Here is a 21,720-nt window from a genome sequence, read left to right as displayed (position 1 = left end):
TTGATGTTCACGATTGCGGTGGTCATTAGAACTTCAGGCCACCTTCCCGGGCTGCATCGGCCAGCGCGGCAACGCGGCCGTGGTACTTGTAGCCGGCGCGGTCGAACACGACCGAGGTGATGCCAGCCTCCTTGGCGCGAGCTGCAACCAGCTCGCCGACCTTGGCGGCCTTGGCCTTCTTGTCACCTTCCAGGGCGCGCACCTCAGGCTCGATGGAGGAGGCGGCGGCCAGGGTGTGTCCGATCGAATCGTCGATGATCTGAACGTGCATGTGGCGGGACGAGCGGTGCACCACGAGCCGCGGGGACTCGGGGGTGCCGCGCAGCGTCTTGCGGACGCGGACGTGGCGGCGTGCACGGGCGGCACGGCGACGCGAGGAGATATCCTTGCCCACCGGAGTGCGCTTCTGGTTCTGTTCTGCGTTGTTGCTCATGCTTACTTACCCGTCTTTCCGACCTTGCGGCGGATCTGCTCACCCTCGTAGCGGATGCCCTTACCCTTGTAGGGATCGTCCTTCCGCAGACGACGGATGTTAGCGGCGATCTGCCCGACCTTCTGCTTGTCAATGCCCGAGATCGAGAACTTGGTGTTGCCGTCGACGGCGAAGGTGATGCCCTCCGGCGCCTCGATCAGGATCGGGTGCGAGTAGCCCAGGGAGAACTCCAGGTCCTTGCCCTTGGCCTGGACGCGGTAGCCCACGCCGAAGATTTCCATCTTGATGGTGTAACCCTCGGTGACGCCAACAACCAGGTTGTTGATCAGGGAGCGCGACAGGCCGTGCAGGGCGCGGCTCTTGCGGTTGTCATCCGGACGGGAGACAACGATCTGGCCGTCTTCCACAACCGCGGTGATGGGCTGCGGGACGTCCAGGCTCAGCGTGCCCTTGGGGCCCTTGACCTCGACGGTCTGGCCGTCGATGGAGGTTTCCACCCCGGAGGGGATGGCGATAGGAGCCTTACCAACTCGAGACATACTGTGTCATACCTCCCTTACCAGACGTAGGCGAGAACTTCTCCGCCTACGCCCTTCTCGCTCGCCTGGCGATCGGTCAGCAGACCCTGAGACGTGGAGATGATCGCCACGCCCAGGCCGCCCAGGACCTTCGGCAGTTCGGTGGACTTCGCGTACACACGCAGGCCCGGCTTGGACACGCGGCGCAGCCCGGACAGGGAGCGCTCGCGCTGCGGGCCGTACTTCAGGTCGATGGACAGGGTCTTGCCAACCTTGGCGTCCTCAACCTTGTAGTCGGTGATGTAGCCCTCCTGCTTGAGGATCTCGGCGATGTTCGCCTTGAGCTTGGAGGAGGGCATCGACACGGAGTCGTGGTGCGCATGGTTTGCGTTGCGCACGCGCGACAGCATGTCGGCAATAGGATCAGTCATGGTCATAGGTAGTGACCTTCATGCCTTTCTCGCTGCGGTTCCCTAACCCACCATGGAAGCGTTTTCCGTGTGTTCCTTCGGGCCACTTAGCGCTCCCACAGGCTCAATAACCCGGGGTGCTCGCTGCCGCTTCCCACTCGGTCCGCGTGATGGCGGGGGGCCTACAACAAAGTAGGTGTATTCAGTGCAAAGGGGCCTGTACGCACCGCGCACAAGTCCGACCGGCTACGATACACCGCCGCCGCCAACCCTGGCAAATGGTGGCGCGGGCCGCGGGACCTGCGGGAGGTGGGGCGTCGATAAGCGCAGAACTCCCTATAGTTGGGGGCACACCGCACGCACTGGACAAGGAGTTTGACCATGACCGAACCCGATCGCTCCGCACACGGATGGCTCACCGCCGCTGCACAGGCCCTGGAACTCGACCCCCGCGTGGTCACCCAGCTGACCGGCGAGCTGCTCGATCTGACTCGCGACGTCGCCCACGGGCCCTCCCGCCCCGCCGCCCCGCTCACGGCGTTCCTCGTTGGGCTGGCCACCGGGCGCGGCACCTCTGCCGTGGACAGCCCGCAGGCGACTGCCGACGCCGCCCGTGACCGCATCACCCACATCCGCCGGCTCGTCGCCGACTACACCGACCCCCAGGACTCCTAGTACATGTCGCGGATTACCCCCTCCCTCGCCGTCACCCACGTGCGCATCGACGGCGAGTCGGTCTCCTGTGACCGCCGCGCCGACCGCGTCGCCGGCGAGGAGCCGCTCGAACTGCGCGTCGGCGGCACGACCATCACCACCACCATGCGCACCCCCGGCCACGACGTGGAGCTGGCGCACGGTTTCCTGCTCTCCGAGGGCATCATCGCCACGCGTGACGACGTCGCCGAGGCCCGATACTGCGCCGGCGCCACCGGACCGCAGGGCACCAACACCTACAACGTCCTCGACGTCACGCTGGCCCCCCACACCCGCGCCCCCGGCCCCGAGTTCATTCGCACCACCGCCACCACCTCCGCCTGCGGGGTGTGCGGATCCACCTCCATCGACCACGTGATGAGCCGGGCCGCCGGCCGGGTAACCCCCCTGCCCCTCGACCCGCACCTGGTCGCCCGGCTGCCGGACATGCTGCGCGAACACCAGCAGGGCTTCCGCCGCACGGGCGGACTCCACGCCGCCGGCGCATTTAGCACCGCCGGCGACGCGCTGGTTGTGCGCGAGGACATCGGCCGACACAACGCCGCCGACAAGGTCATCGGAGCGCTGCTGGCTGCCGATGCCGTGCCCGCCCACAACCGAATCCTAGTGATGAGCTCCCGGGCGTCCTTCGAGCTGGTACAAAAGGCGGCCATGGCCGGGTTCGGGGCGCTCGTTGCCGTCTCCGCGGCAAGCTCGCTGGCCGTCGACCTCGCCCGCGAGCTCGGGCTGACCCTCATCGGGTTCGCCCGCGGCGACCGCTTCAACCTCTACTCGGGCGAACTGACCGACTAGGCCCCGGCTACCGCGCTCAACGCCTAGTCGCGGTAGGCCTCCGGGCCCGCATTCAGCCACGCGTACACCCCGCCGATGAGGAACCCGCCGCCGAGCACATTGCCCACCCACACCAACGCCCAGTTGGTCAGAATGTGGGCCGCATCCACCGGCGAGCTCAAGGAGTCCGCGGCAAACAGCGTGGTGGTCACCAGCGAGAAGTTGGCAATAACGTGCTCAAAGCCCAAGCCCACAAAGATGGCAATCACCGGGACCAACACAACGAACTTGGACACAATGTCCTTGGCAAACAGCGCGCCCACAATGCCCATGTTGACCACAAAGTTCGCTCCGATACCCTCCACGAGCAACTGCACCGGAGACTTACCCAACTTGCCTTCAGTCAGCGTATAGATCAGGTGATCCGCCCCCATCCCGGACAGCTTTGCCGAACAGCCCAGCACCGCGGCCACTGCTACCGCGCCCACCAGGTTGAACAAAGTGGCCACCCCGATGACGGCGAAAGCTCGTCCCCACGAGATCTGGCGACGCACAGCCCCGAAGATCATGAACATCATGTCCCCGGTAGCAAGCTCCGCATTGAGGATGACAATGCAAAATAGCCCCAGGCCGAAGAACAGGGCGAAGGCCACCCCGCCCAAGCCCGGCGCGACCTGATTGACCGCCTGGCCCACGACCCCCGCAAACGCCGTACCCAGCGTGAGATACGCGCCAGCCAGCGTCGCCCGGGTGGCAAACCTCCCCCAGTCCTGGCTAATCAGATCGACCTTCTTAGCCACACCCGCGGTGACAGTCTCGTTCAGGCTCATCCCTTGACTCCTTATGTGAGGTGAAAAATCGGCGCACACGGCAACCGCACAAAAGTGTAAAGGACCACGCCGCATGCGCGTGCGCCGGACTCACGCACACTCCCCCGGCGCCCCCATATTGGGGACCGCCGGGGGAGGATACGCCCACGCTACAGCGGCTTGATGGCGGAGAGATCGTTGCCCTCCGGAATCGACGCACACGTATTCGGCGCCGGCTGGCCGTTGAAGCGGCCGAGCATCCACGCCGTCGCCGCCGGGTACCACGCGACGAAAGCCATGGTGTGGCTGACGTTGTCATACTCGCGGTAGTCCACCGGCACGCCCGCGGCACACGCCTTGCGTGCCAGGGTGCGGGTATCGCCGGTGACCATCACGCCGTCGCCGTGGCCCACGCCCGGACCCCCGGTGGCCGTGCCATCCAGGTAGCCGGCGTTGGCCTGGCCGTAGAAGAAGGGCACGGTGGGATCCGGGGCCAGGCCCAGGTTGACCTTGTTGAGCACCTCAACCAGCTCCGGGATGGAGCGCGGGTCCTGGTACTCCGGCTTGAACAGCGAGCCCCAGGTCATGTGCCGGTGCAGCGCGTAGACCTCCAGGATGGTCGCGTGCTCCAGACGCCGGTAGACCTCCATACCGTAGTCCGACAGGTAGGGCTCCGGGTTGATCCCGTACTCCCGGCTCAGGCCCACGATGGTCATGGCCAACAGCGGCGACCAGTTGCCGGCGCCATCCAGGTAGGCGATGTTGGTGATCGGGTTGACCAGCAGGCCGCCCGAAGCCGCCCCGACCAGGTTGTCATTGATGTCCGGCGCGTAGGACGGCGCCAGCTGCGCCGCCCAGTTGGTGGCGATGGCGCCGCCGGAGTAGCCGAGCAGGCCGATCGGCGCGTCAGCAGTCACCCCGGTCAGCGGGGAGGCGAGCGTCGCGCGCAGCCCGTCGAGCGTGTTCGTGCCGTACACGGGCCCGGCGCCCAGGTTTGCCTGTTGGCCTTCAATGTCCGTGACCACCACGGTGTAGCCCTGTTCCAGGAAGGGCAACAGCACCGCGGTTTCGGTCATGGAGGCCATGGTGCCCAGCTGCAGGTTGCCCTGGATGGCGCGGGAGGGGCTGTGCTCCGGGTTGAGGGAGTCATACACGGAGTGGAAGGACAGCACCTTATTGATGCTGTTGCGCGGGGGCTTGACCACGGAGGTAATACCCATGGCAGGCCTGCCCAACCCGTCGGTGGTGACAAACTTCAGCTGCACCACCCGCAGGGGCGTGGGTAGGCCTGCCAGCGAGTAGTTCAGCTCGCGGGACCCGATGATCTCGCCGGGTGCCTTGCCGGTGAGGTCCTGGTCATTGGCAAAGAACCCGCCGTCCGGCTGCACCACGGAGGAGCCACCCAAGGGGGCGCCCTTTTCCGGGCCGTTGAACTGGGTGCCTAGGGGGTCGGTGACGGAGGAGCCTTGGCCGTGATCGGGAACCAGGTCCTGCGGGATGAATACGGAGCTGGCTTCCTTGTTCTTGTCCGAGCTCAACAGCGGCTCTGGTGCCGCGGTCGCGGTGATGGTGGAGCCGACCAACACTGACGCTGTCAGCACTGCAATGGCAGTCCTTTTCATAGAGCTTTCTCGCTTTCCTACTGTCGAGCGCCTGGTTGCGCGGCGCTGGATCGCTAGCGGTACCCCCCTTGCTACCGCGGGAAACGTGGGCCGCCGGCGGGCAGTGACAGTCGGCGTAGACGGTACTGGCAGCAAGGGACACCAAAGCCTAAAGATGTCTAGACATTAGCAGTTACAGACTATAACAGAATTTGGGCAGTATTCTGCGTGTACACCGCCGATCCGGTTACCCCCGCAACTCCCCCCGCTCGACCCCCTCACCGCCCCTCCGCTGCGCTACCGCCATCTCCCCCACCCCCGTTCTCGCCGCAGCGTGCGTGCCGGGTGCCCGGCGACAGGGGCGTCGATAAGCAACACAAAGGCGGACCCGCTGCACGCGGATCCGCCTTCGAGTGTTACAGCTGTGAAAGCTGAAGACTAGGCCTCCTTGGCCTGCATCTTGCCCTCGGCGTCCTTGAAGGGGAAGCCCAGCAGGCGCAGCAGCGAGCGGCCTTCCTCGTCGTTGGTCGAGGAGGTGACCACGGTGATGTCCATGCCGCGCGGACGGTCAATCTTGTCCACGTCGATCTCATAGAACATGGTCTGCTCGGTCAGGCCGAAGGTGTAGTTGCCGTGGCCGTCGAACTGGCGGTCAGACAGGCCGCGGAAGTCGCGGATACGCGGCAGCGCAACGGTGAGCAGGCGGTCGAGGAACTCCCACATGCGGTCGCCACGCAGCGTGACCTTCGCGCCGATGGGCATGCCCTCACGCAGCTTGAAGTTAGCAATCGACTTCTTCGCGCGGCGGATCTGCGGCTTCTGGCCGGTGATCGCGGTCAGATCCTCGATGGCACCGTTGATGAGCTTGGAGTCACGAGCAGCGTCGCCGACACCCATGTTGACCACAATCTTGGTCAGGCCAGGGATCTGCATGACGTTGTCGTAGACGTACTTGTCATTGAGCTTGGTGCGGATCTCGTCGCGGTAGACGGTCTTGAGACGGGGGGTGTAGTTCTCGCTCATTTAGATGTCCTTCCCGTTGCGACGCGAGATACGGACCTTCTTGCCGTTCTCATCGAAACGGTAGCCCACGCGCGTCGGGTTGCCGTCAGAATCCAGCACCATCACGTTGGAGACGTGAATAGGCGCCTCCTGGGTGACAATTCCGCCGGACTCGGCGCCACGCTCCGGAGCAGAGTTGGCCACGTGCTTCTTGATGCGGTTAACGCCCTCAACGAGGACCTTGCTGTTCTTCGGGAAAGCCTGAATCACCTTGCCGCGGGCACCCTTGTCGGGGCCGGAGATAACCAGGACCATATCGCCCTTATGGATCTTCAACTAGATCACCTCCGGTGCCAGGGACACGATCTTCATGAACTTCTTCTCACGCAGCTCGCGCGCCACGGGCCCGAAGATACGGGTGCCGCGGGGCTCGTTGTCGTTCTTGATCAGAACGGCGGCGTTCTCATCGAAAGCGATGTAGGAGCCGTCCACGCGACGGGTCTCCTTCTTCGCCCGCACGATGACGGCCTTAACAACCTCACCGGCCTTGACATTGCCACCCGGGGTGGCTTCCTTGACGGTGGCGACGATCGTGTCACCGATACCGGCAAAGCGTCGGGTAGAGCCGCCGAGCACGCGGATGCACAGGATCTCCCTGGCACCGGTGTTATCGGCGACCTTCAGACGCGATTCTTGCTGAATCACTGCTGGTCTCCTGACCTGGATTACTGTGCGCCAGATTTCCGGCCTGTACGCACGCGGTCTATTACTGTTCTCTTGCGTGACACATCTGCCTGTGGTCTTGCCGCAGGTGAGACGCCGAACCTTGCTGGTCGGAGGGTCTCGGCGCGGCGGCTCGGAAACGCACCGGCCACGCCGACCTGTGCACGCAACCCGAACATTTAACCACACCCGACCTGCGGAGGGCAAAGGGTGCCGCGGCGCCCCGAACGACCCTCATCATCGGCCCTACTGACCGCCCCCGCTAGCCAACCCGCGTACAGCCGACCTATCGTTGGTATGACGATTCACTCTTCTTGGTGGCGCCGCACCCATATCTTCCGCCCACGAAAGGGGAAAACCCATGCCTGACAACCGCGCGCATACCCAGGATATCCAGCGCATTCTGGGCGAGCTGGCGGCCACGCGCCCCGCGCGCGAGGCCCTGTACACGCAGTTCCACCGCCACCCCGAGCTGTCCATGCAGGAGCACGCAACCGCCGAGCGCATCATCCACGAGCTTTCGCTTATCGACGCCGCGACGGTCACCCCCATCAGCCCGGGCACCACCGGGATCGTTGCCACGCTGCGCAACGGCGACGGCCCCACCGTGGCCATGCGCGCGGACTATGACGGCCTGCCGGTCAAAGAAGACTCCGGCAAGGACTACGCCTCCACCGCCACGCAGGTCAACCGGGCCGGCGAAGAAGTGCCGGTGGCTCACGCCTGCGGCCACGACGTCCACATCACCGCCCTGCTGGGTGCCGTGCAGGCGCTCGCCGCCCACCCGGAGGCGTGGTCCGGGACCTTCCACGCGGTGTTCCAGCCCGGCGAGGAGACCGGCGAGGGGGCGCGCGCGATGGTGGACGGGGGCGTCGACAAGCTGCTTGACCCCCGCCCCGATGTGTACCTCGGCCAGCACGTGCTGGGCACCATCCCGGGCGGATGCGTGGGCACCATCGCCGGGCCGGTGTTTTCCACCGCCGAATCCATGACAGTGACCATCTTTGGGCGCGGCGGGCACGGATCCATGCCGCAGCTGGCGGTCGACCCCGTAGTGGTGGCCAGCAGTGCGGTGATGAAGCTGCAAACATTGGTCTCCCGCAGCCTCGCCCCGCACGACTTCGGCGTGGTCACAGTCGGCTCTATCCAGGCCGGAAGCGCACCGAATATCATCCCGGACACCGCCACCCTCATGATCAACGTGCGCGCCTTTTCACCCGAGGTGCGCGACACACTCCACCAGGGCATCGTGCGCATCATCACCGCAGAATGCGAAGGGGCCGCGTGCCCCACGCCGCCGGAATTTGAGTTTTATAGCCAATTCCCCATCACCGACAATGACGCAGCCGCCACCGCAACCGTGCGCGCCGCCTTTGACCACTACTTCGGGGATGACTCCGTAGACATGGCCCGGCAATCCGCGTCGGAAGACTTCTCCATCATTCCCGACTCCCTCGGCTGCCCCTACGTCTACTGGGGCCTCGGCGGGTTTGCCGATGCCGCCGCCGCACCCGGCAACCACCACCCCGGCTTCGCGCCAGACATGCGTCCGACCCTCGACCGCGGCGTGGAGGCCATCGTTGTCGCGGCCTGCGCGTGGCTAGGGCGTGGCTAATTAAAGCTCCGGAAGGTGCAGCCCCCTGCCCAAGACGGACAGGTCAATACTGACCTTCCTAGGGAGTGCATTTTCGCCGCATGAGATAGGTGAGCAAGGTCACCGCACACATGGATATGAACACGCCTACAGTCACCCAGCCTAAGACATGCCAGCTGCGCGACCCATAGTAAGTCTCGTCCGCGCTGATCCCGACTGCATAATTCACTATAACCATCAGCACGAATGAGGCTGAGGTCAGAATAATCAGAAGGATTTGCAGCCGAGATTTCTTGCTACCTCTTTTTGCCGAGGCCTCATGGAGGCCACCAGAATCAGTCATCCCCGCCTCCAGGATTGCATCGGGCCGCGATCGTGCGCGCAATACCTACATCTGGACGCCAGGATTCAAGATTCCAACTGGCTTTTACTCGGGCCACCTGAGACAGAGGATGGCAAACAAATTGATTATGCAGGCTTCCTGTGTCAGCAACACCTTTTGATTTAGCTTCGCGCCATCCGAACGTTTCAGGTATTGGAGAACGCATCGCCCTACCAAGAACTGTAGGAAATACCTTATAACGGCAGCTCATAGCTCTTCCACTCTGGGCGAAGCCGGGTGGCCAGCGTCGGGATCAGGGCTTCGTCCGCCACGAAACCTACGAGGACCTCATTAAAGGTGGTTGGGTCGAAAAGATAGACGCTGGAGACCTGGTCACCGGTGGGTGATTCACGGCGGCGACGGCTACGCAGCACGGTGAAGCGGTCGCGCGCGTCGAGGAGGTTCAACGTCAGCGACGGGAAGCGCAGATCGCGGGGACCGGTCATGCTGCACAGGATAAGCGCCCCGCACCGAAAGAGGTACGGGGCGCGAATTGGGGTGCGTTGGGCGCGCGGCGCCTCGCACGCGGCGGGGCGCTCGCGGCGAGGTGCCTAGGCCTGTGGCTGTGCCGGGGCCTGCGCCTGCGCCGGTTGCTTGGGATCGACGGTAAACAGTTCCTCACCAGCGGCAACCTCGCCAGGAAGTGCCAGCCCTGCGGCGGGCAGAACCGGCCCGGTCTTCTTGGAGTTGGCTACCACCACGGGGGTGGTGACCTCATAGCCGGCGTCCTTAATCCCGGCGATGTCAAACTCACACAGCACGTCACCGGCACGCACGGTGTCGCCCTTTGCGGCCCGCGGGTTGAAGTGCTTGCCTTCCAGGTTGACGGTGTCAAAGCCGATGTGCATGAGCACGTCGACGTTGTTGCCCTTCTCGTCGGTGCCTCGCACGGCGAACGCATGCCCGGAGGGGAAGGCGACGGTGACCGTGCCGTTAAGCGGGCTGCGCAGTTCGCCGACCGTGGGGGTGATGGCCAGCCCGGCGCCGAGCTTGCCGGCGGCGAACATCGGGTCGGAGACGGCGGCGAGTTCGGTGACGGATCCGGTCAGCGGGGAGGCGACGTGGGCGGCGTCGGCGGCGGCCACAGCGGCAGCACCAGCAGCACCGGCACCGGCAGCACCCGCACCGGCAGCACCGGCCGCAGCGCTGGCCCCCGGCGCCTCGACTGCGTCAGGATCGATGGAGCCATTGCGCTTGATCAGGTAGCGCCCGTAGCTCCAGGCGGCGGCGAAGGCCAGGATGAACACGGCGACGGCGCAGCCGAGGAAGGCACCCCAGTCGCCGGCGCGCATGGAGACCACGCCGATGAAGCCGGCCGCGCCGAGGGCCACGGCCTTGACGTCGAGAAGCGCGATGAGCGCACCGCCGATGGCGGCCGCGCCCATGCCGATGAAGAAGGGCCAGCGCAGCCGCAGGTTCACGCCGAAGATGGCCGGTTCGGTGATGCCAAAGATGGCGGAGAAGCCTGAAGCCCCGGCCAGGCCCTTGAGCTTGTCGGACTTGGCCAGCGTCCACACGGCGAGGGTGACTGCGCCTTGGGCGATGTTGGCCATGGAGGCGACGGCGAAGATGAAGGAGCCGTTGTCGGAGGCCCACAGTTGGATTTCAATGGGCGGGAAGGACTGGTGCAGGCCGGTGATCACGATCGGCGAGTAGACCAGGCCAAAGAGCAGGCCGCCGACCGGGCCGGCGACGTTGTAGAGCCAGGCCAGGCCTTCGCCCAGCCAGTCGCCGGCGGTGCGCATGACCGGGCCGACGGCAATGAACGTGATAAATCCGGTGACCAGCAGGGTGAGCACGGGCGTGACCAGGAAGTCGACGGTGCCCTTGAGGTGGCGGTGGAGGAACTTCTCCGTGGTGGCTAGCAGCCAGGAGACCACCAGCACGGGCAGGACGGTGCCCTGGTAGCCGGCTTGGGCTACGTGCAGGCCAAAGATGTCCCAGTAGGGCATCTCGCCGGCGGCGGTGGTGGCGGCGACTTCGTAGCCATTGACCAGGGAGGGCATGACCATGGCCATGCCCATGCCGGCGCCGAGGTATTCGTTGCCGCCGAAGCGTTTGGTTGCGGTGAACCCGACCAGGACGGGCAGGAAGGCGAAGGGGGCGGCGGCGAGCAGGTTGATCAGCCCGGAGATGTCGGCGATGGCCGGGTGGGCGTCGATAAGCGATTGGTCCCCGAAGATCCCCTCGGCGGTGAGCACGTTGTTGAGTGCCATGAGGAGACCGCCACCGACGAGGATGGGGATGAGCGGGACGAAGATATCGGCCAGCATTTTCACGGCGCGGGAGAACCAGTTGCCGGAGTTGGCGGCCACGTTCTTCAGCTCGTCGGTGCTCACCGCAATGCTCTTGGTGGTCATGGCGTCGAGGTTTTTGAATACCTCGTTGACATCGCCAGGGCCCACGATGACCTGGAACATGCCGCCGGATTCGAAGGTGCCCTTCAGGTCCGGGTCGTTGTCCAGCGCCGCGCGGTCGATGGCCTTGTCATCCTTGAGCACCATCCGCAGGCGGGTGGCGCAGTGCGCGGCGGCGACGATGTTGTCCTCACCGCCGACCGCGGCCAGCACCCGGCTGGCTACGTCTTTGTGATCCACTAGTGTTCATCTTTCTTGTTGAATTCTGCAATATCGATCAGCGGGTAGGCCTGCAATGCGGCGCTGACGGCGCCATCGCCGGCAAAGACCTCCACGGCCGCCCCATCGACGATGATCTCCACGTCCCCCCGCGGCACCCGGACGGTGCGCGTGTCCCAGGAATTGCCATCCCCGCGATCCAGACCGGGCCCGCCGCCGCGCCGAGCGATGCTCAGCGCGTGCGCCTGCGCGTCGTAGGAGATGCGCACCACCGGGGCACCGGCGGCGTCGACAAGCTGCTTATCGACGTCCCGCTCCCCCAGCTGCCCACGCCACCGCGGGCACTGCTCGGGCACCAGCGGGCGCTGATAGAGCCACCCGTCGCGCAAGGTGACCCGGCGCACGCACGTCAACATGTGCACCCAGCCCTCCGCCAACGTGGGCTTGTCATCCTGGCCGGGCAGGCCCATCCACCCCAGCATCAGCGCCGCCCCATCGCCGGTGCCCAACAGCTGCGGGGCATAAAACTCATGGCCCACATCCAGCTCGCTAAAACCCCGGGTGACGTGGAAAGTAGTGCCCTCGAGGCGACCCACCAGGTAGCCGCACTGATCCGAGCTGGCGTAATGGGTGAACATGACATCCGGGTGATCCGGGTCCATCTCCTCGACCTCTTCGAGGCCCTGCGGACACAACACCAGCACGTCCTGGTCCTGGCCGGTGGCCTCGTCGCGCAGGCGCACCAGATTCGGGCACTCCCACATGTAGCCGCCCGGCACCAGATCCGGGGCATCGCCCGGGGTTGCCTGGGAAGTATCAAAGCTGAGCATGCCGGCGAAATCCCAGGAATCCAGATCATCGCTGCGATACAACGCAATCGCGCCGGTCCCTGCGCCTTCGCCACCCTCGCCCTGACCAAGCTGCGCGCCCAGCACCATGCGCCAGGCCCCGGGAGTCTGCGGGTCCGCGCTGACATGAGGATCCCGGAAATGCGGAGTCGTGCCCGGCGCGCGATCAGCGATCACCGGATTTGTAGGCGCCTTGGTATACGTGCCGCCGAGCGGGCCATCCGGGTCATCGACCACCACCACGTTCTGGGTGGCCACACGGCCGGTGTCGGACTTGTGGTTGCCGGTGTAGAAGAGGCGGATGGGTTCGTGCGGGGTGTCGCTGCCGTGGTGCTGGTTGGCGGCGGGGCGCTGGTCGCTGCCGTGGTGCTGGTCGGCGGCGGGGCGCTGGTTGGCGGCGGGGCGCACCGCGCAGCCGGAATAGCAGCCGTGGCTGTCATAGTCCCGGTCCGGGACCAGCGCGTCCGGAAGATGGCGAGGAATCCCAGCCTGCCCGCCGGCGAGCGGAATCACCACATGCCCCCACCCGGTGCGCTTGGCCGCGTGGGGGAAGTAGGGATCATGCTGATAAAACACGTGCAGATCCCCGTTATCCCCCAGAAACAAGCCATTAGGATCATTGAGCCGACCCAGCGGAGGACTGACATGGAAGACGGGACGATAGTGAGTGCTCGCCATGGCACTCACCTTAGCCGTTCCACCCCCACAATTTGTGAGTTTTGTGTCCGATCTCACCCGATTTAGTTTGTTTCTCAGGGGCAGCACAGGCCTAACAGCCCGAATGGGCCTGTTCGGCGGCGGGCGCAGCCACACGCCAGCAGCCAACATCCGATCGAAGCAGCGCCATACTTGCTAGCCTTACGTCCTAGTCTTAGCCACCACCACCGCCCCCTTGACGGCCTAGCCAGGAAGGCACTTACCACCATGATCGACGTCTACGGCGAAGGCCTCATCGACCTCGTCCCCCAGGACAACACCCCCCTGTCTCCGCTTGTACCCGCACTCGGCGGCGGCCCCTACAACGTAGCAATCGCCACCGCCCGCCAAGGCCGCCCCGTGCGCTTCCACTCCCGACTGTCCACCGATGCCTTCGGCCAGGCCCTGCGCCAACGCCTCCAAGACGAAGGGGTAGACACCAGCGGCGTAGAAGAAGGCGACGAGCCCACAACCCTCGCGGTCACCGCGCTTGCCGAAGACGGCTCCGCCTCCTTCAACTTCTACAACGACGCCACCGCCGACCGGCTCGCCCACCCCACCGCACCCACCGACCCAGCTGCTCTGGCCGTCTTTGGCACCTGCTCCCTGGCCTGGGAACCCGCCGCATCCCGCTACCTCACCGTCGCACAAGAGCATGCCCGCAACGGCGGGATCATCGCCGTCGACCCCAACATCCGCCCCTCCTTTGCCACCGACGCCCACCGCGCCCGCCTCCTCGAGCTCTGCGCTTCCACCACCCTGCTCAAACTCTCCGCCGACGAGGTCGACTTCTTCGGCGGCATCGACACACTGCGCGCCACCGGCGTGCCCTACATCGTTGTCACCGACGGCGGCGAAGGCCTCACCTTCTACCGCGCCGATCAGGCCGATACTGTCCCCGCCTACCCGACCACCGTTGCCGACACCATCGGCGCCGGCGACACCATCATGGGAACCATCGTCGCCGAACTCGACCAACGCGGTGCCACCACGGCCGACTCGCTTACCGACGTCCCCACCGACACCTGGCGCGACATCATCCGCACCGCCGCCGCCGCTGCCGCCATCACCTGCTCGCGCACCGGCGCCCAGCCGCCCACCAGCGCCGAGCTCCAGGAATTCCTCACCGCCGAGCGCTAGCCGACCCGCGGGCCTTGCTCCGCGTCGCCAGAGAGGCGTGGTGTGCGTCCGGCGGCGTCGCGTGCGCGGTGTCCCTTGCGCGGCCTCACTTGCACCGTGTGACTGGTGGGGTTTACACGGTGCGTTTTCGGGGGTGAAAAAGGGCGTTTTCGGGGGTGTTTTGCGCACTCGGGTAGTCACACCAGTCACACGGTGCGCGCCGCACGCTACTCGACGCCCTTTCCCCCAAGGTCGAGCTCCACCGCAGCGCTGCTCGCCCGGCCCCCTACTCGGACAGCGCACACCCCTCTTCCCTCCCCGTTCGGCCTATGGCTTGAGGAGGGCGCGCACGGCATCGATTGCACCGTGTGACTGGTGGGGTTTACACGGTGCGTTTTCGGGGGTGAAAATGGGCGTTTTCGGGGGTGTTTTGCGCACTCGGGTAGTCACACCAGTCACACGGTGCATGTGCGGGGCACCGCGCCCCCTCCACCGCCTCTAGGCGGCCAGCAGCACCCATTCCCCAAAAGCAACGCACAAAACCCCCTTCCCGCCCCGGCCAGCTGGTGGCGTGATGGGGAGGAAAGGGGGTTACGCGTGAGCGGAAACGCTACGCAGGTGAAGCGTTACATCTTTTCGATGCGGGCCTCCACGTGGCGCTCGCGCGGGGCGGAACCGAAGTTCTGGCGGCCAATGGACTGCCACGAAGAGCCGTCGCAACGCACTCGCTGGCTGGTGTAGTCATCCATGATGAAGCCCCAGGCCAGGGTTCCCTTTTCGCCGGGCTTGAGGTCATAGGGCCCCACAACCTGGCCCATGGACCAGATCATTTCCCGGTTGTATTCCCACTGGTACTTCTTGGAGATTTCCTGGGTCAGCTTGATGGTCACCGTGGTGGACCAGGTCCACTTCTTCTTCTTGGTTTCCTTGAGCTGCTGCTTGAGCGGGACCACGCCGTCGGTGTCGTTGGCCGAGGAGATTTGGCCTTCAACGTCGAAGTGGGATCCGGTTGCCTTGACAAATTCGCGGACTTCGCCGCGGGATTCGCACTGGGTTCCGGGTTCAGGACCGCGTTCGACTTCCTTGAGCGCGGGCACGGGGGTCCAGCCATCGGCGGTGGTGCCGGTCTTGTTGCTCTCGATTTCTTCCGCGCCGGCGGTGGTGATTCCGGCGAGGCTGCTCAGGAGGGTCGCGGCGGCCACGACGGTGGCGGCAGTTGTGCGCATGTGCATGGCTATTTACTTCCCATCAATCGTCGCGGCGCCGGGGCCGGAATCGCCCTGGGAGCCCTTGTTTCCGGCAACCGGGACGTAGTTCTGGCGGTAGTCGCCTTCCTTGGTGGTGCGGTGCCAGACCACAAACCGGGTGCTGGGGCCCTTGCCGTGGTATTCACCGAAGTAGCGTTCGGTGCGCCACAGTTGGGTGCGCTTGTCGCAGGTGCGGACGCGGCCGATGAATTCCTTCATGTGGACGCCGTAGTCTGCGCGCACGGTTTCGCCGGGCTTGACGGTGACGGGGCCGAGCTTGTCGCCGACGGACCATTCGGAGGTCTCCACGATCCCGTACCGGTTCTTCACGCCGCTCAAGAAGACGTCCCAGGTGTTACCGGAGCTCATCGCGGAGACGGACTCGTTGACGCCTTCGGTGACTTCCAGGGAGAAGGTGATGGGGCGGTCGGAGGTGTTGGTAAAGGAGGTGGTGCCGTTGTAGCGGTCCCACTCGTCTTTGACCCATTGCTCCCAGGGGTGACGCTGCCCTTCGGCAGAGTTCGGGTCACACGCCTCATCGTTAATGAAGCTGTCCCGGTGCTCATCCTGGTCGGGGGTGACGTTGCCGCTGGGGCCGGCGAATGCCGGTGCGGCGAAGGGCCCGATTCCGACTGCCAGCGCGCAGATGGCGCTAACTATGGTCTTCCTCATTGTGTTGTCCTTAGCTGAGGGTGGATGGCCCGGACATGGGGTGTGCGGTGCGGCACCCCAACCCCGGGTGGCTCACGGTGGTTAGTTGTTGCTGTTTTCCCGCATGGAGACCTTCACGTGGCGCTCCTTGGGGATGGTGCCGTGGAAGGGGCGACCCTCGTCAACCCAGGTGCCGCCGGAGCAGCGAATGTGGGTGCCCTGGAAGTCGTGGTTGAGGAAGCCGTACTCCAGGACGCCGGTGTATCCGGGCTTGACCTGGTACGGGCCGATGGTCTGGCCGACTTCCCAGGTTTGGGTGGAGGAGTAGCCGGCGTTGAAGGTGACGTGGAACAGCTTGAGCAGGTCGAAGTCGACGGAGCCGCCGACGTTCCAGGTCTTGGACTTGCCTTCGCGGATGGTCTGCGTCAGGGGCAGATCGGAGTCGTTGAAGTTGGCCACGGTGGCGGTGCCTTCGACCTCGAAGGTGGAGCCGGTGATCTTGAGTTCCTGGCCGCGCTGGCCTTCAGCGGAGCAGGATTCGCCGACGGTGCCCGGGACGACCGGGACGGCGGCGGAGGCCAGCGGCGCGAAAGCGACGCCACCCATGGTGATTACACCTGCGGTCAGCGTGGCAATGATCTTGTTGCGCATGAGAGTGCCTTTCGGTTTGGCGGTATCGACCGGTCCCCGTGGTGCACGATTGCGGGGAACCTGTCCCCCCTTGTTGTGCCCGGTTGGGTCAGGGGGTGAGGTGTGGTTCCGGCCGGGTTGCCCTGCCGCTGGCCCCGGGTGGGGTCGTGGTGGGGCAGTCACCGGATCCTGTGGTTATGAGGTTATAGAACGGATGGGGCCCAAGGTTGGCGGTGTTTTTCGCTCCTCGGTTAGTGCCCCTTGAATTTTAAGGTTTCGCTGGGAGCCTTGCCATTTTCTGGACGCCACCTTGCACCCCGCTTATGCCCCTCACCAGGTACTTTCGCCCTGGAACGTACCATCATAAGCCCAGCACAGCGCGTTGATGAATGAATCAGCGCTAATTGATAGGTATCCTTTGGCCCGAAAAGTTGGGCCGATGGAACACACCCGGATAAGGGGCGGTTCACCCCCGTGGCAGCGTGGCACCCCTGGCACATCCCGGGTTATGACCCGAGTTGTGAACCTGTGCGGCAGGCCCACACCTCACCTTCCCGCACCGGCATCCGTGGCCTACAATTAGCACCGCCTTAGCTTCCCGCAGGAGGTGTGGCGCTCTGCTCGGAGCAGCAGGGGCCGCGCGCTCCATGCGGGGAGACGGCGTGGACCCCTAACCCCAGAACCCCCTAGCCCCCCATCTGACCCCGATTCGCGCGCCCGAACCCCGGTGCTCTGTACCCCGGGACGGGCCGCTCGTGACTTGCAAGGAGAATGTGCAATCGTGCCGTCATCCCAAGCCCCCGCAACACCTTCTGCACAGGCTGCCGCACCAACCCCCGCTGAAGCCGCTGCACCACCTCGCCACGTTGTTGTCACCGGCGCGGCGGGGGGCGTCGGGCGCGCGCTGGTCGCGCTGCTAGAGGCGCAGGGGGATACGGTGACGGGTTTGGATCTGCCTGATCATGACGTCACCGATGCTGCGGCAATCGCCGCCACGGTGCGCGCTCTCGACGCGCGCCAGCCTATCGACGCCCTCGTCCATGCCGCCGGCGTCCTGCATGCGGATGCTGCCGTCACCCCGGATCCCCAGGGCTTGAGCCACAGCCTTCAGGTCAACGTGGGCGGGGTGGTCAATGTGTGTTCCGTGGTGGCTGAGCTGATGATTGCGCGCGGCCGCGGGGCGATCGTGGTGGTGTCTTCTAATGCGGCGACGACGCCGCGGATGGGCATGGCCTCGTACTGTGCGTCGAAGGCTGCGGCGACTGCCTGGACTCGGGTCCTGGCGCTGGAGTGCGCTGGCCATGGGGTGCGCTGCAACATCGTTTCTCCTGGTTCCACGGATACGCCGATGTTGCGCGGTATGTGGCCGGAGGGCACGGATCAGTCAGCCCGGGTCATCGCTGGCAGCCCGGAGGAGTTTCGGCTGGGCATTCCGGACGCGACGCTGGGTTCGCCGGAGGATATCGCGGCGGCGTGCGCTTTCCTCATCTCCCCTGCCGCCCGGCACATCACCATGCATGACCTGCGCGTCGATGGCGGCGCCACCCTTGATTCTTAGATTCTTCGCGCACCACAAACAGAAAGGTTGCCGGGCCTGTGCCCATTCCGCATATCGAGTCTTATCGCATTCCTTCGGACCTTCCGACCCCCGTCGTGGACTGGACTCTCCAGCCGCAGCGTGCGGCTTTGCTGGTCCATGACATGCAGAACTATTTCATCGATGCCTTCGACCCGGATGCGGATCCCATCCGCACGGTCATCGCCAATATCCAGCAGCTCATTGCGCTTTTCGACGCCGCCGGGGCCCCCGTCTTCTACTCCGTGCAGCCGCCCGCGCAGGATCCGCTGCGCCGCGGTCTGCTCACCGAGGTCTGGGGCCAAGGCATGTCTACCAAGCAGCAGGCCGCCGTCATCGAGGCGCTGCACCCGCAGCCGCACCACCACGTGGTGACCAAGTGGCGCTATTCGGCGTTCCAGCGCACCGACCTGCGCGAGACGCTGGCCCATGCGCGACGCGATCAGCTGGTCATCACCGGCGTGTACGGGCATATGGGCTGCCAGGTCAGCGCGGCCGATGCGTTCATGAATGACATTGAGGCCTTCCTCATCACTGATGCCATCGCGGACTTTAGCGCCCGCGAGCACGCCGGCGCGATCAACTGGGTGGGCACCCGTGCTGGTGTGGCCATGACCACCGCGGCCGCCGTGGCATCGCTGGAGGCCCAGCAGTGACCTCCGATACCGCCCATAGTCTGGTCTTGACGGATAGCCGCTCCACGCTGTTAGGCATTGGGGCGCAGCGCAGCTGGCCGGATGTGCGCCAGGCCATCACGGCGTTGCATGCCGGCGGCACGCAGCGCCCTAGCCTCATCGCCGGCGCGTTGCCCTTCCACCCCACGGATGCCCCGGCGTTGTTTACCCCGCTGCGGTACTGGTTTAGCCACGGCGCACCGGAGTTTCGCACCCCTGCTGACTCTCCTGCCCGGGTGGTCGGGCAGCGCGCGATTCCCAGCGCCAACGAGCATCGCCAGCGCGTGGCCCAAGCCGTGCGCACCCTGCGCGACGGGCAGTTGCGCAAGCTGGTGTTATCCCGGGCGATGGCCTTTGAGCTGGACAAGCCCGCCGACCCGGAGGTCCTGCTCAGTCGCTTCATCGCGCATTCGGGTACCGGCCACGGGCACCTGGTGGACCTGTCCAGCGCCGGCCCTACCCACGCCCGGCAGTGGCTGGTGGGCTCCAGCCCGGAGCTGCTGATATACAAGCGCGGCCCCTACATTGAGTCGCACCCCCTGGCGGGCACCGCCCCGCGCAGCGTGGACCCGGTGGAGGATCAGGCCCGCGCCACGGAGCTGATGCTGTCTGCCAAGGATCTTGATGAGCACTCCTACGTCACCCGGGAGATCCGCCGCGTGCTCGAGCCCCTGTGCACCGAGCTGATCATCCCGGCGCGCCCGAGCCTGACGCGCACGGCGTTTACCTGGCACCTGGGCACCCGGATCACCGGCCAGCTCAAAGACCCGAAGGTCAGCGCCCTGGAGCTGGCGCAGGCGCTGCATCCCACCCCGGCGGTGGCGGGCTTCCCCAGCGCCGAGGCGCGCGAGGAGTTGGCGCGCCGGGAGCCGGATCGCGGCTTCTATGCCGGGGCGGTGGGCTGGTCTGATAGCGCCGGCAACGGCGAGTGGCGGGTGGTCATCCGCAGCGCGGTGGTCGCCGGCACGCAGGTCATCGCGCATGCCGGCGGCGGCCTAGTGGCCACCTCTGACCCGGATGTGGAGGTGGCGGAAACGTCCACCAAGTTGGGCCCGGTGCGCGCGGCGCTGGGCGTAGATACGCTAGATGGTTTGAGCCACAAGGAAGGATGATTGGTGCTGTGACGGAGAAGAATGCCGCCCTGTTTCCTGAGGAGTTTGCGCGCCGCTACCGCGCGGCCGGGTACTGGAATGAGGACACCTTAGCCACCTGGCTGCCGCAGGCTGCCGCCGCTCACCCGGACGCCCCGGCGCTGGTGGGCCATGACCTGGCTGGCCAGGAGGTGCGCTGGACCTATGCGGAGTTGCTGGCTGCCGTGCGCAGCACTGCGGCGGCGCTGGCTGAGCACGGCATTGGCCGGGATGACTTTGTGCTGGTCCAGCTGCCCAACGTGGTGGAGTATTTCCGCGTGGTGTTTGCGGTGTTTTATCTGGGGGCGCGCCCCGTTTTCGCGCTGCCGGCCCACCGGGGCGCGGAGTTGACGCACTTCCTGCGGGAGACTCAGGCTGCGGCGCTGGTGACCACGCAGGCGCGCGGAGGGGTGGATTTCCCGGCCATCGCCGCCGAGGTGATCGCCTCCCTGGGGGCGGATACGCAGCTCATCGTGTGCGGTGAGGATGCGCTGGAGGAGGACCCCCGGGGCGTCGATAAGCCTGCTGAGGTGGATCCGGAGTCCCTGGCCTTTTTGCAGGTCTCCGGTGGCACGACGGGTATTCCTAAGCTCATTCCGCGCGCTCACGCGGACTACCTGTATTCCGTGCGCGAGTCCAACCGCATCTGCCACATCACGCAGGACACCCGCATGCTGGTGGTGCTGCCGGTTTCGCACAATTTCACTATGAGCTCGCCGGGCATTCTGGGCGTCATCGGCGCCGGCGGGTGCTGCGTGCTCACCGAGGACCCCACGCCGACCTCAGTGTTTCGGCTTATCGACGCCGAGAAAATCACCTACACCTGCGCCGTCCCACCGCTGGCAATGATGTGGCTACAGATGCGCCCGCGCATCGACGCCACCCTAGACACCCTCGAAGAGCTCGGCGTCGGCGGCGCGAAGTTCACCCCGGAGGCCGCCGCGCGCGTGCGCCCCGTCCTCGGCTGCCGGCTGCGCCAAGTCTTTGGCATGGCCGAAGGGCTGGTCAACTACACCCGCAACGAGGACCCCGACGAGCTCGTCGTGGGCACCCAGGGCCGGCCCATCTCCCCCGACGATGAAATCCTCATCCTCGACGATGAAGGCAACCCCGTGCCGGACAGCGAGCGCGGCAACCTGTTTACCCGCGGGCCCTACACCATCCGCGGCTACTTCCACGGCGCCGACCCGGGCTCCTTTACCCCCGACGGCTTCTACCGCACCGGCGACATCGTGCGCCAACTGCCCAGCGGCCACCTGGTTGTGGAGGGCCGCGACAAGGACCAGATCAACCGCGGCGGGGAGAAAGTTTCTGCCGAGGAGATTGAAAACCATCTCATCGCCCACCCAGCGGTTATCGACGCCGCCTTAGTCGCCGTCCCCGACGACTACCTCGGCGAGCGCTCGTGTGCCTACGTGATCAGCGCTGAGACCCCCACCGCCGCAGACCTGCGCGACTTCCTGCGCGAACGCGGCGTGGCCACCTACAAGATCCCGGACCGCTTTGAATTCGCGGACTCCTTCCCACTGACCGGCGTGGGCAAGATCTCCCGCAAGGCCCTGCGCCGCAAACTCGCCGCACTGCTGACCGACACTGAAACCCAAGGAGAATAGCCC

General features: G+C 65.6%; 23 protein-coding genes. 8 read left to right on the top strand and 15 right to left on the bottom strand.

Translation table 11 applies throughout. The annotated features are described in order from the left end of the window. Window positions 1-25 precede the first annotated feature (25 nt). The 3 genes from rplR to rpsH are packed head-to-tail and all read right to left on the bottom strand — an operon-like array spanning window position 26 to window position 1,388. On the bottom strand, window positions 26-433 hold the full coding sequence (gene rplR / locus LH390_RS02010) for a 50S ribosomal protein L18 (RefSeq protein ID WP_227280836.1): 408 nt from the start codon (window positions 431-433) through the stop codon (window positions 26-28). Window positions 434-435: 2 nt separating this feature from the next. Beyond that, complete coding sequence (rplF, locus tag LH390_RS02005; RefSeq protein WP_227280837.1) at window positions 436-972, bottom strand: 50S ribosomal protein L6; 537 nt, start codon at window positions 970-972, stop codon at window positions 436-438. 17 nt (window positions 973-989) lie between these two features. Continuing rightward, a complete protein-coding gene (gene rpsH / locus LH390_RS02000) occupies window positions 990-1,388 on the bottom strand; it encodes a 30S ribosomal protein S8 (protein WP_227280838.1) in 399 nt (132 codons plus the stop codon). Window positions 1,389-1,742: 354 nt separating this feature from the next. Between rpsH and LH390_RS01995 the strand changes: the two genes are divergently transcribed. Both LH390_RS01995 and fdhD read left to right on the top strand, forming a co-directional pair. Next, window positions 1,743-2,036 carry a DUF6457 domain-containing protein gene (locus LH390_RS01995; protein ID WP_227280839.1) on the top strand — a complete coding sequence of 98 codons (294 nt, stop codon included), beginning with the start codon at window positions 1,743-1,745 and terminating at the stop codon, window positions 2,034-2,036. 3 nt (window positions 2,037-2,039) lie between these two features. After that, window positions 2,040-2,867: a formate dehydrogenase accessory sulfurtransferase FdhD gene (fdhD, locus tag LH390_RS01990; protein WP_227280840.1), complete on the top strand. Its 828-nt coding sequence runs from the start codon at window positions 2,040-2,042 to the stop codon at window positions 2,865-2,867. A 23-nt stretch (window positions 2,868-2,890) separates the two neighbouring features. Here fdhD and LH390_RS01985 read toward each other — a convergent pair whose 3' ends face one another. From LH390_RS01985 to rplN, 5 genes are all read right to left on the bottom strand, one after another. Further along, on the bottom strand, window positions 2,891-3,676 hold the full coding sequence (locus LH390_RS01985) for a formate/nitrite transporter family protein (protein ID WP_227280841.1): 786 nt from the start codon (window positions 3,674-3,676) through the stop codon (window positions 2,891-2,893). A gap of 149 nt (window positions 3,677-3,825) precedes the next feature. Beyond that, window positions 3,826-5,256 (bottom strand): lipase family protein, encoded by a 1,431-nt coding sequence (locus tag LH390_RS01980; RefSeq protein ID WP_227280842.1) that lies wholly within the window; start codon window positions 5,254-5,256, stop codon window positions 3,826-3,828. Between the two features lie 438 nt (window positions 5,257-5,694). Continuing rightward, the gene (gene rplE, locus LH390_RS01975; protein WP_227280843.1) at window positions 5,695-6,279 is read right to left on the bottom strand and encodes a 50S ribosomal protein L5; all 585 of its coding nucleotides are present in this window, start codon (window positions 6,277-6,279) and stop codon (window positions 5,695-5,697) included. Further along, window positions 6,280-6,594, bottom strand: a complete 315-nt coding sequence (gene rplX / locus LH390_RS01970) for a 50S ribosomal protein L24 (protein WP_227280844.1) — start codon at window positions 6,592-6,594, stop codon at window positions 6,280-6,282. Then, on the bottom strand, window positions 6,595-6,963 hold the full coding sequence (rplN, locus tag LH390_RS01965) for a 50S ribosomal protein L14 (RefSeq protein WP_227280845.1): 369 nt from the start codon (window positions 6,961-6,963) through the stop codon (window positions 6,595-6,597). Window positions 6,964-7,342: 379 nt separating this feature from the next. On the opposite strand from rplN, the gene LH390_RS01960 reads away from it, so the two are divergent. After that, a complete protein-coding gene (locus tag LH390_RS01960; protein ID WP_227280846.1) occupies window positions 7,343-8,596 on the top strand; it encodes an amidohydrolase in 1,254 nt (417 codons plus the stop codon). Between the two features lie 314 nt (window positions 8,597-8,910). On the opposite strand, the gene LH390_RS11645 is transcribed toward LH390_RS01960, so the two are convergent. The 4 genes from LH390_RS11645 to LH390_RS01940 all read right to left on the bottom strand — a co-directional run bounded on the left by LH390_RS11645 (window position 8,911) and on the right by LH390_RS01940 (window position 13,059). Continuing rightward, a complete protein-coding gene (locus LH390_RS11645) occupies window positions 8,911-9,123 on the bottom strand; it encodes a DUF2599 domain-containing protein (RefSeq protein WP_428845005.1) in 213 nt (70 codons plus the stop codon). 28 nt (window positions 9,124-9,151) lie between these two features. Further along, entirely contained in the window at window positions 9,152-9,403 is a 252-nt protein-coding gene (locus tag LH390_RS01950) for a hypothetical protein (protein ID WP_227280848.1), read from the bottom strand. 105 nt (window positions 9,404-9,508) lie between these two features. Next, window positions 9,509-11,554 (bottom strand): sucrose-specific PTS transporter subunit IIBC, encoded by a 2,046-nt coding sequence (locus LH390_RS01945; protein ID WP_227280849.1) that lies wholly within the window; start codon window positions 11,552-11,554, stop codon window positions 9,509-9,511. Continuing rightward, complete coding sequence (locus LH390_RS01940) at window positions 11,554-13,059, bottom strand: glycoside hydrolase family 32 protein (RefSeq protein WP_227288254.1); 1,506 nt, start codon at window positions 13,057-13,059, stop codon at window positions 11,554-11,556. The genes LH390_RS01945 and LH390_RS01940 overlap by 1 nt, the downstream gene beginning before the upstream one ends. Window positions 13,060-13,305: 246 nt before the next feature. On the opposite strand from LH390_RS01940, the gene LH390_RS01935 reads away from it, so the two are divergent. After that, window positions 13,306-14,217, top strand: a complete 912-nt coding sequence (locus tag LH390_RS01935; protein ID WP_227280851.1) for a carbohydrate kinase family protein — start codon at window positions 13,306-13,308, stop codon at window positions 14,215-14,217. Window positions 14,218-14,822: 605 nt separating this feature from the next. Here the strand turns inward: LH390_RS01935 and LH390_RS01930 are convergent. The 3 genes from LH390_RS01930 to LH390_RS01920 all read right to left on the bottom strand — a co-directional run bounded on the left by LH390_RS01930 (window position 14,823) and on the right by LH390_RS01920 (window position 16,745). Beyond that, window positions 14,823-15,422 (bottom strand): hypothetical protein, encoded by a 600-nt coding sequence (locus LH390_RS01930; protein WP_227280852.1) that lies wholly within the window; start codon window positions 15,420-15,422, stop codon window positions 14,823-14,825. Between the two features lie 12 nt (window positions 15,423-15,434). After that, the gene (locus tag LH390_RS01925; RefSeq protein ID WP_227280853.1) at window positions 15,435-16,115 is read right to left on the bottom strand and encodes a hypothetical protein; all 681 of its coding nucleotides are present in this window, start codon (window positions 16,113-16,115) and stop codon (window positions 15,435-15,437) included. A gap of 81 nt (window positions 16,116-16,196) precedes the next feature. Further along, window positions 16,197-16,745: a hypothetical protein gene (locus LH390_RS01920; RefSeq protein WP_227280854.1), complete on the bottom strand. Its 549-nt coding sequence runs from the start codon at window positions 16,743-16,745 to the stop codon at window positions 16,197-16,199. Window positions 16,746-17,505: 760 nt separating this feature from the next. Between LH390_RS01920 and LH390_RS01915 the strand changes: the two genes are divergently transcribed. Genes LH390_RS01915 through LH390_RS01900 form a run of 4 tightly spaced genes read left to right on the top strand, consistent with a single transcriptional unit; the run spans window position 17,506 to window position 21,717 of the window. Beyond that, window positions 17,506-18,282: an SDR family oxidoreductase gene (locus LH390_RS01915; RefSeq protein WP_227280855.1), complete on the top strand. Its 777-nt coding sequence runs from the start codon at window positions 17,506-17,508 to the stop codon at window positions 18,280-18,282. Window positions 18,283-18,320: 38 nt separating this feature from the next. Continuing rightward, window positions 18,321-18,956, top strand: a complete 636-nt coding sequence (locus LH390_RS01910) for an isochorismatase family protein (RefSeq protein WP_227280856.1) — start codon at window positions 18,321-18,323, stop codon at window positions 18,954-18,956. Beyond that, window positions 18,953-20,086, top strand: coding sequence for an isochorismate synthase (locus tag LH390_RS01905; RefSeq protein WP_227280857.1), 1,134 nt, complete (start codon window positions 18,953-18,955; stop codon window positions 20,084-20,086). The genes LH390_RS01910 and LH390_RS01905 overlap by 4 nt, the downstream gene beginning before the upstream one ends. After that, window positions 20,083-21,717: a (2,3-dihydroxybenzoyl)adenylate synthase gene (locus LH390_RS01900; protein WP_428845116.1), complete on the top strand. Its 1,635-nt coding sequence runs from the start codon at window positions 20,083-20,085 to the stop codon at window positions 21,715-21,717. The genes LH390_RS01905 and LH390_RS01900 overlap by 4 nt, the downstream gene beginning before the upstream one ends. Window positions 21,718-21,720: the final 3 nt, after the last annotated feature.

The organism is Corynebacterium uberis, from assembly GCF_020616335.1.
GTDB classification, from domain to species: Bacteria; Actinomycetota; Actinomycetes; order Mycobacteriales; family Mycobacteriaceae; genus Corynebacterium; species Corynebacterium uberis.
The sequence above is the reverse complement of the archived record's forward strand: the minus strand, read 5'-3'. Positions and strand labels throughout refer to the sequence as shown.